5 protein-coding genes are annotated in these 6,198 nt (G+C 65.1%); all 5 read left to right on the top strand.

Annotation, left to right across the window (positions count from 1 at the left end):
- Window positions 1–2,549 (top strand): efflux RND transporter permease subunit (locus SX1_RS22485; protein ID WP_019052676.1); only part of this gene is annotated, 2,549 nt, incomplete at its 5' end.
- A gap of 3 nt (window positions 2,550–2,552) precedes the next feature.
- A complete protein-coding gene (locus SX1_RS08700; RefSeq protein ID WP_019052675.1) occupies window positions 2,553–3,953 on the top strand; it encodes an efflux transporter outer membrane subunit in 1,401 nt (466 codons plus the stop codon).
- Between the two features lie 45 nt (window positions 3,954–3,998).
- Window positions 3,999–4,490 (top strand): methylated-DNA--[protein]-cysteine S-methyltransferase, encoded by a 492-nt coding sequence (locus tag SX1_RS08695; protein ID WP_019052674.1) that lies wholly within the window; start codon window positions 3,999–4,001, stop codon window positions 4,488–4,490.
- 144 nt (window positions 4,491–4,634) lie between these two features.
- Window positions 4,635–5,414, top strand: a complete 780-nt coding sequence (locus SX1_RS08690) for an SDR family NAD(P)-dependent oxidoreductase (RefSeq protein WP_019052673.1) — start codon at window positions 4,635–4,637, stop codon at window positions 5,412–5,414.
- Between the two features lie 90 nt (window positions 5,415–5,504).
- A complete protein-coding gene (locus tag SX1_RS08685) occupies window positions 5,505–6,188 on the top strand; it encodes an ATP-binding cassette domain-containing protein (RefSeq protein WP_019052672.1) in 684 nt (227 codons plus the stop codon).
- The last annotated feature ends 10 nt before the right edge of the window (window positions 6,189–6,198 follow it).

The following is a 6,198-nucleotide window of genomic DNA, read 5'->3' as shown; positions in this document are numbered from 1 at the left end:
ACGTGAAGGCCGCGATCCAGGCGCAAAATGCGCAGGTGTCGGCAGGCCAGATCGGCGGCACGCCATCGCCCAAGGGCCAGGCGCTCAACGCCACCGTCACCGCCCAGTCGCGCTTGCGCACGCCGGAGGAATTCCGCGCCATTCGCCTGCGCAGCAACAGCGACGGGTCGGTCGTCCTGCTGTCTGACGTCGCGCGGGTCGAACTGGGATCGGAAAATTACAGTTTTGGCGCGAAGTTCAACGGCCATCCGGCCGCCGGGTTCGGCATCAAGCTGGCGCCGGGCGCCAACGCGCTGGACACGGTTACGGACGTCAAGGCGCAGATCAAGACGCTGTCGAGGAATTTCCCGTCCTGGGTCAAATATGACTTCCCGGTCGACAACTCGACCTTTGTGAAACTGTCGGTCGAACAGGTCATCCACACGCTGATCGAGGCAGTGTTGCTGGTGTTCGTCGTCATGTTCCTGTTCCTTCAGAACTGGCGCGCGACGTTGATCCCCACCATTGCCGTGCCGGTCGTGCTGCTGGGATCGCTCGCGATCCTGCATGCAGCGGGCTTTACCATCAACACGCTGACCCTGTTCGGCATGGTGCTGGCGATCGGCCTGCTGGTCGACGACGCCATCGTCGTCGTCGAAAATGTCGAGCGGCTGATTCAGGATGAAGGCCTCAGTCCCAAGGAAGCGGCGAAAAAGTCGATGGACGAGATTAGCGGCGCGCTGATCGGCATCGGCCTCGTCCTGTCTGCGGTGTTCCTGCCCATGGCATTCTTTGGCGGGTCCACCGGCGTCATCTTCCGCCAGTTTTCGATCACCATCGTTTCGTCCATGATCCTGTCGGTGCTGGTCGCGCTGATCCTGACGCCCGCGCTGTGCGCCACGATCCTGAAACCGGCCCGGCATGACCATGCGACGCAGAAGGGCTTTTTCGGCTGGTTCAACCGCACGTTCGACAAGGGCGTTGTCCGCTATGGGCAGGGCGTCGAGAAGGTCGAGCGGCGCTGGGGCCGGACCATGCTGGTCTTTGGCCTGGTGACGGTGGGCATGGCGGTCATCTTCCTGCGCCTGCCGACCGGCTTCCTGCCCGAAGAGGATCAGGGCCGCATCATCAACCAGATTTCGCTGCCCACCGGCGCGACGATCGAGGAGACGGAGCGGACGCTGGACCGGGTGCGCGACTATTATCTGACGCAGGAAAAGGACAATGTCGCGGCGGTCTTTACCATTTCCGGCTTTGGCTTTGTCGGTCAGGGCCAGAATGTCGGCATCGCCTTCGTGCCGATGAAGGACTGGAAGCTGCGCAAGGGGCAGGACAATAGCGTCATGGCGATCGCCGAGCGCGCCAATGCCGCCCTGCACAAGATTTCCGCAGGCATGGTCATCGCGTTCGTGCCGCCAGCGGTGCAGGAACTGGGCAATGCGTCGGGTTTCGACTTCCAGTTGCTGGACCTTGGCAGTGTGGGCCATGAAAAGTTGCTGGAGGCGCGCAACCAGTTGCTGGGCATGGCGATGCAAGACAAGCGATTGGCGCAGGTGCGGCCCAATGGCCTGGAGGACAGCGCGCAGTTGAAGCTGACCGTCGATCAGGCGGCGGCGGGTGCGCTGGGCATCGCGCAGGCGGACGTCAACGACACGATCAGCACCAATCTGGGCAGCGCCTATGTCAATGACTTCATTGATCGCGATCGGGTGAAGCGCGTGTTCGTGCAGGCCGACGCGCCGTTCCGCACCACCCCCGATTCGATCGGGGCGCTGCATGTCCGGGGCAGCAGCGGCGTCATGGCGCCCCTGTCGGCCTTCTCCACGACGGAATGGGTCACGGGTCCGGCGCGGCTGGAGCGGTTCAACGGCGTGCCGTCGATGAACATACAGGGCGCGCCCGCGCCCGGCGTGTCGAGCGGCGAGGCGATGAAGGCGATGGAGGAATATGCCGCCAAATTGCCCGCCGGCATCGGCTATAGCTGGAACGGCATTTCCTATGAGGAACGCACGTCCGGCGGGCAGGCACCCTATGTCTATGCCCTGTCGATGCTGATCGTGTTCCTGTGCCTGGCTGCGCTGTATGAAAGCTGGTCGGTGCCGATCGCGGTGATGCTGGTGGTGCCGCTGGGCGTTTTGGGCGCGGTGATCGCGGCCACGCTGGCAGGGCTGAACAACGACATCTACCTTCAGGTCGGCCTGATCACGACGATCGGCGTGTCGGCGAAGAATGCGATCCTGATCGTGGAATTCGCCGAAGAGAAGATGCGCGAGGGCATGTCGCCGGGCGCGGCCGCGCTGGAGGCAGGCAAGCTGCGTCTGCGGCCGATCCTGATGACCAGCTTTGCCTTCATCTTCGGCGTGCTGCCGCTGGCGCTGTCGACCGGGGCAGGGGCCGGTGGCCAGAATGCGATCGGCTGGGCCGTGGTCGGGGGCATGTTGTCCGCAACAGTGCTGGCGATCTTCTTCGTGCCGGTATTCTTCACCGTGGTGAAGCGGCTGTTCCGTGAACATAAGACCCATGATGCGGCGCAAGAGCAGGCAACGCCCGCCACGCCGCAGGAGGCATAAGAGATGCGTAACATCAAGGCGCTGGGCGCCATCACCCTGTCGCTGGCGCTGGCCGCCTGCGACATGGCGCCTAAATATGTGCGGCCCGCGCTGCCGGTTCCGGCGAGCAGCCCGCAGGGGCCGGCCTATGGCGCGGCGGACGGGGCGGCGATCGTTCCGGCCGATACGGCATGGCGCGATTTCTTCACCGACGCGCGGCTGGCGCGGGTCATTGACACAGCGCTCGCCAATAATCGCGATCTGCGTGTTGCGCTGGCCAATGTGGAGCAGGCGCGGGCGCAATATCGGGTGCAGCGCGCCGACCTGTTGCCCGGTGTGACGGCAGGCGGCAATGCGACCTATCAGGATTCGCCCTTTTCGCTCGCCGGGTCGGGTCGGACGGATATTTATCAGGCGCAGGTCGGCATATCGGCATGGGAAATCGACCTGTTCGGGCGGGTCCGCAATCTGAGCAAGGCCGCGCAGGAGCAATATTTCGCCAGCGTCGAAACCCGTAATGCAGCGCAGACCGCGCTGATTGCGGAGGTGGCCAATGCGTGGCTGACGATGGCGGCGGACCAGGAACGGCTGCGCATCGCGCGCGATCTGGAAAGCGCATTCGGCAAGACGCTGGAACTAAACCGCGCGCGCTTTGCCAAGGGGATCGCGTCCGAACTGGAGGTGCGGCAGGCGCAGACCAGCTATGATTCGGCGCGATCGACGATCGCCGAGACGCTGACGCTGGTGGCGCAGGATCAGAATGCGCTCAATCTGCTGGCGGGTACGACGGTCCCGGCCAGCGATCTGCCCGATGCGCTGCCAGCGGCAGGCGCGACGATCGACAATCTGCCCGCCGACATATCGTCCGACGTCCTGTTGCGGCGACCGGACATTGCGGCGGCCGAACATCAGTTGCGCAGCGCCAACGCCAATATCGGCGCGGCGCGGGCGGCGTTCTTCCCCAATATCTCGCTGACGGCGGCGTTCGGTTCGCTGAGCCTGGGCCTGTCCAATCTGTTCGGGTCGGGCAGCCAGTTCTGGTCGGTCGCGCCGTCAGCTTCGCTGCCGATCTTCGACTTCGGCAAGAATAAGGGCAATCTGGCCTATGCCAGGGCGACCTATGACGCGATGCTGGCGACCTATGAAAAGAGCGTCCAGACGGGCTTTCGCGAAGTTGCGGACGCGCTGGCAAGGCGGGGGACGATGACCCAGCAGATGGAAGCCCAGACGTCGCAACGGGATTCGGCGCGGGCCGCCTATACGCTGTCGGACGCGCGTTTCCGGGCCGGGGTCGATCCCTTCCTGACGACGCTGGATTCGCAGCGTGCGCTGTTCACGGCGGAGCAAAGCCTGCTGGCGACGCGGCTGACCCGCGCGACCAATATGGTCGAACTCTATCGTGCCATGGGCGGCGGCCTGAAATAAGGCGGCTTTGATCGCAAGGGGCGGAACCGATAGGGAGACTGTTCCATGACGCTAGCCACGACCCTGTTTCCTTCGCCCGTCGGCACATTGACGCTGGTGGCCAGTGACGCCGGACTGGTGGCGGTGTTGTGGGAGGATGACGATCCCGCACGGGTACGCCTGCCGGTGACGGCGGCACGGCCCGACCATCCGGTCCTGCGGCAGGCCGCGACGCAACTGGCGGATTATTTCGCCGGGGCGCGGCAGCATTTCGACGTGCCGCTGGATATGCGCGGCACGGCCTTTCAGCAACGGGTGTGGGCGGCCTTGCTGGCGATCCCGTTCGGGGAGACGCGCAGCTATGGCGCGATCGCCAGCGCCATCGGCCAGCCGACCGCATCGCGCGCCGTGGGGGCGGCCAATGGCCGCAATCCGCTGTCGATCCTTGCGCCATGCCACAGGGTGGTGGGCAGTAACGGGGCGCTGACGGGTTTTGCCGGCGGGCTGGCGGCCAAGACATGGCTGCTGGACCATGAGCGGCAGGTTTTGGGAACATAAGGCCATAGCCTGTTGCGCCAGGGCGGCGATCCGCCTAATCTGAGGGGCAACAGGAGTTATCGAAATGAACCAGCGTAACCGCTGAAGCGGCACGACCTATAGCAGCGGAGCAATCCGCCCATCTGGCTCTGTTTCGAGAATATCATGCATAAATTGACCAACAAGATTTGCGTCGTCACTGGCGCTGCGCGCGGCATTGGCCGGGCGATCGCGGCGCGTTTTCATGCCGAAGGCGCGCGCGTCATCCTGACCGATATTGATGAGGAGGGCGGGGCTGCGGCGGCGGCTGAAATCGGCTGCCGCTTCATCGCGCTGGATGTGCGGGAGGAGGCGGACTGGGCGCGGCTGGCCGAGGCAGTTCCTGTGATCGACGTGATGGTGAACAATGCCGGGGTAACCGGGTTCGAACAGGGCATGGTCGCCCATGATCCTGAACATGCGACGCTGGCCGACTGGCGGGCGGTCCACCACGTCAACCTGGACGGCACCTTTCTGGGGTGTCGCTATGCGATCGGCGCGATGAAGGCGCAGGGCAGCGGATCGATCATCAACATTTCGTCGCGGTCGGGGCTGGTCGGCATTCCGCTGGCGGCGGCCTATGCCTCGTCCAAGGCGGCGATCCGCAACCATAGCAAGTCGGTGGCGCTCTATTGCGCGCAGCAGGGCTGGGCCATACGCTGCAATTCGATCCACCCCGCCGCGATCCTGACGCCGATGTGGGAAAGCATGATCGGCGATGGCCCGGATCGGGAGGCGCGGATGGCGGCGCTGGTCGCCGATACGCCGCTCAAGCGGTTCGGCACGAGCGATGAAGTCGCGACGGTCGCGGTCATGCTGGCGTCCGACGAGGCGACCTATATCACCGGGACGGAGGTGAATATCGATGGCGGGCTGCTGGCGGGATCGGCCGCTGCGCCCGGCTGAGCGGGGGTTCATGCCGACGTCGCGATGGATCGCCGGGCGCCATCGCTGCGCGCTTGCATCGGCTGAGCGGATCGGGGCACAAGGGCGGCAATGTCCGTTCCCCGCCCCGCTGTGACAGCCCGTCCCGATCCATCGCCGCCTGCGACCGCGTCGACTTTCCGCATCGACGTCTGGCGCGACCTGGGTGATCGGCGGATCGCGTGCAGGATCGATGCCGGGCAGGGCGTGACGGCGTTGCTCGGCCCGTCGGGGGTGGGCAAGACGACCATACTCAACATGGTCGCCGGGCTGTTGCGGCCCGATGGCGGCCATATCCATGTGGGCGACGTGCCGCTGTTCGACGCCGCGCGGGGCATCAATGTCGCGCCGGAACATCGGCGTCTGGGCTATATCTTTCAGGACGCCCGGCTGTTCCCGCACCTGCGGGTGCGCGGCAATCTTCTCTACGGTGTGCGTCGTTCGCCCGATGCTGCCGAGGCGCTGGAGGAGATGGCCCGCTTCCTTGGCATAGCGGGGTTGCTCGATCGCTGGCCATCGACCCTGTCGATGGGGGAGGCGCAGCGCGTGGCGATTGGCCGCGCTCTGCTGACGCACCCGTCCTGCCTGTTGATGGACGAACCGCTGGCGTCGATCGACCGCGCGCGGCGCACCGACATATTGCAGCTTGTCGAACGGTTGCGGGACGAGGTGGGCGTGCCGATCCTGTATGTCACCCACGACCTGGCGGAGGCGGAGCGCCTGTCCGCGCATATCGTCCAGATGGATTTCGAATGATGCCCGCCCG

The organism is Sphingobium xenophagum NBRC 107872 (assembly GCF_000367345.1).
GTDB lineage: Bacteria > Pseudomonadota > Alphaproteobacteria > Sphingomonadales > Sphingomonadaceae > Sphingobium > Sphingobium xenophagum.
The sequence above is the reverse complement of the archived record's forward strand: the minus strand, read 5'-3'. Positions and strand labels throughout refer to the sequence as shown.

Bases quoted from the DNA above. Each gene is read 5' to 3' on its own strand.
- SX1_RS08695 (WP_019052674.1), top strand. From the start codon at position 3,999: ATGACGCTAGCCACGACCCTGTTTCCTTCGCCCGTCGGCACATTGACG.
- SX1_RS08690 (WP_019052673.1), top strand. From the start codon at position 4,635: ATGCATAAATTGACCAACAAGATTTGCGTCGTCACTGGCGCTGCGCGC.
- SX1_RS08685 (WP_019052672.1), top strand. From the start codon at position 5,505: ATGTCCGTTCCCCGCCCCGCTGTGACAGCCCGTCCCGATCCATCGCCG.
- SX1_RS08700 (WP_019052675.1), top strand. From the start codon at position 2,553: ATGCGTAACATCAAGGCGCTGGGCGCCATCACCCTGTCGCTGGCGCTG.